This is a genomic window from Streptomyces sp. 13-12-16, assembly GCF_002114215.1.
In the GTDB taxonomy this organism is placed as follows: domain Bacteria; phylum Actinomycetota; class Actinomycetes; order Streptomycetales; family Streptomycetaceae; genus Streptomyces.
On record NZ_NCTE01000276.1, the window covers coordinates 9,537 to 12,224 of the forward strand.

General features: G+C 71.8%; 1 protein-coding gene and 2 pseudogenes. 2 read left to right on the forward strand and 1 reads right to left on the reverse strand.

What is annotated here, in order from left to right; all coding sequences use genetic code 11:
• Both B7767_RS12210 and B7767_RS12215 read left to right on the forward strand, forming a co-directional pair.
• Nucleotides 1–461: pseudogene (locus B7767_RS12210) on the forward strand (12-oxophytodienoate reductase); the annotation flags it as partial.
• 284 nt (nucleotides 462–745) lie between these two features.
• The gene (locus B7767_RS12215; RefSeq protein WP_085572218.1) at nucleotides 746–2,224 is read left to right on the forward strand and encodes an MFS transporter; all 1,479 of its coding nucleotides are present in this window, start codon (nucleotides 746–748) and stop codon (nucleotides 2,222–2,224) included.
• Nucleotides 2,225–2,413: 189 nt separating this feature from the next.
• On the opposite strand, the pseudogene B7767_RS12220 reads toward B7767_RS12215, so the two are convergent.
• A pseudogene (locus tag B7767_RS12220) lies at nucleotides 2,414–2,688 on the reverse strand (hypothetical protein); the annotation flags it as partial.

Sequence of the window (2,688 nt, forward strand, 5' to 3'; positions counted from 1 at the left end):
TGTCGCCCGGGTTCCCCGTGATCTTCCGCTACTCGCAGTGGAAGCAGGACGCCTACGACGCCCGGCTCGCCGAGACGCCCCAGGAGCTGGAGGCGATCCTCGCCCCGCTCGCCGCGGCCGGTGTCGACGCCTTCCACGCGTCCACGCGCCGCTACTGGCTCCCGGAGTTCGAGGACTCCGACCTCAACCTGGCCGGCTGGACGAAGAAGCTGACCGGAAGGCCCGCCATCACGGTCGGCTCCGTCGGTCTGAACGGCGAGTTCCTCAAGGCCTTCCAGGGGCAGGGCGCCGAGCTGGGCAGCATCGACAACCTGCTCGACCGGATGGAGCGGGACGAGTTCGACCTCGTCGCCGTGGGCCGCGCGCTGCTCCAGGACCCGAACTGGGCGGCCAAGGTGCTGGCCGGCCGCTTCGACGAGCTGGCGCCGTACGAGCCGGCGTCCATCCAGACCCTGAGCTGAGGCCGTACGGGTCGGCGTCCGTGAAGGTGCCGGGCTGAGGCCGTACGGGTCGGTGTCCGTGCGGACCTTGAGTCGAGGCCGTACGGGTCGGCGTCCGTGGAGGCGCCGGGCTGACGGCGTACGGGTCGGTGTCCGTGCGGACGCCGGGCCGAGCCGGCCGATGGCGCTCCCGGAAGCGGGGGCGTCATCGGCATGTCACCCGTTTTTAATTTGCTTAAGTCAATCAATCGCCTTAAAGTTGCCTGAGTCAAGTATTGGCCTGAGTCCCGACGGAGACCCCCTTCATGTCCGACGCACTCGACCGTTCCCCCACGCCCGGCACCGCCGCGCCGCCCAGGACCGGCGCCGTGGTGCCCGTGCTGGCCTTCGGCGGCATCGTGGTCTCGCTGATGCAGACCCTGGTGATCCCGATCGTGGGGCAACTGCCGCAGTACCTGAACGCCTCCGCCGCGGACACCGCCTGGGCCATCACCGCCACCCTGCTCGCCGCCGCCGTCGCCACGCCCGTCATGGGCCGTCTCGGCGACATGTACGGCAAGCGCCGCATGCTGCTGGTCAGCATGGCCATGCTGGTCGTCGGCTCCGTCGTCGCCGGACTCAGCGACTCCCTGGTCCCGATGATCGTCGGCCGCGCCCTGCAGGGCCTGTCGTCCGGTGTGATCCCGCTCGGCATCAGCATCCTGCGCGACGAACTGCCCGCGGAGAAGCTGGGCTCGGCCACCGCGATGATCAGCGCCTCACTCGGCGTCGGCGGCGCCCTCGGCCTGCCCATCGCCGCGCTCATCGCCGACAACTTCGACTGGCACACGCTCTTCTGGATCTCGGCCGCGCTGGGCGTGGTCGCGCTGGTCCTGGTGCTGATCCTCGTACCGGAGTCGAAGGTGCGCACCGGTGGCCGGTTCGACCTGCCCGGCTCGATCGGCATGGCGGCCGGACTGATCTGCCTGCTGCTGGCGATCTCCAAGGGCGGCGACTGGGGCTGGGCGAGCGGCACCACCCTCGGCCTGTTCGCGGCGGCCGTCGTGATCCTGGTGGCCTGGGGCTTCTACGAACTGCGCGGCGACCGGCCGCTGGTGGACCTGCGCAGCACGGCCCGCCCCCAGGTGCTGATCACCAACCTCGCCTCGATCGCCATCGGCTTCGCGATGTTCTCGATGTCCCTGGTCATCCCGCAGGTGCTGCAGCTCCCGGAGGAGACCGGCCACGGTCTGGGCCAGTCGCTGCTGACGGCCGGTCTGGTCATGGCGCCGTCCGGCCTGGTGATGATGGCGCTGGCCCCGGTCTCCGCGCTCGTCTCCCGCGCCAAGGGCCCGAAGGTGACGCTGATGATCGGCGCCCTGATCGTGGCGGCCGGCTACGGCCTGAACGTCCTGCTCATGAGCGAGGTCTGGCACTTCGTGCTGGCCTCCTGCGTCATCGGCGCCGGCATCGGCTTCACCTACGGTGCGATGCCCACGCTGATCATGGGCGCCGTGCCCGCCTCCGAGACGGGTGCCGCCAACGCCCTCAACACCCTCATGCGGTCCATCGGCACCTCCGTCGCCAGTGCCGTCGCCGGTGTCGTCCTGGCCCAGATGACCACGGAGTTCGGCGGGTTCGCGCTGCCGTCCGAGGACGCGTTCCGTACGGTGCTGGCGCTCGGGGCGGGGGCGGCGCTGCTCGGGTTCGTCATCGCCGCGTTCATTCCGCGGCAGCGGGCCGCGGGGGCGGAGGGGGCCGTCGCCGGGCGTGTGGCGGAGGCCGCGGGGGTGCCCAAGGCGTGAGTCCGGGGCGGGGGTGGTGTGTTTTTCGCCCCCGCCGCCCCTTCCCTCCCCCGCTCTCGGCTTCGCTCGAGCGGGAGGTGCCCCCATCGTCCCTGGGGGCTCCGCCCCCAGACCCCCTTTGCGCCCGCGCGGCGGAGCCGCAGGTCGACACGGCCCCGCGCCCCTTTGGGCGTGCCTGCGGCGTGAAGGTCAGGGGTTGCCCATCGGTTCGATGTCGACCCTGACCGGTGTTCCCCACACGCGCAGCACCTCGTAGTCGGTGAACTCGTGCACGATCCGGTACGCCATGGCGGGCCGGGGCCCGCGCCGCTGCGCCGCGACGAACAGCTCCGCCTCGCGCCGGTCCCGGCGCGGGGTGCCGCACAGCTGCCACGCCTGCCCGTTCCACAGCTCCGGCAGCCAGCGCTGCTGCGGCTGCGGCCGGTCACCGCGCACCCCGTACCTGGACTGCGCGGGCCCGGCGG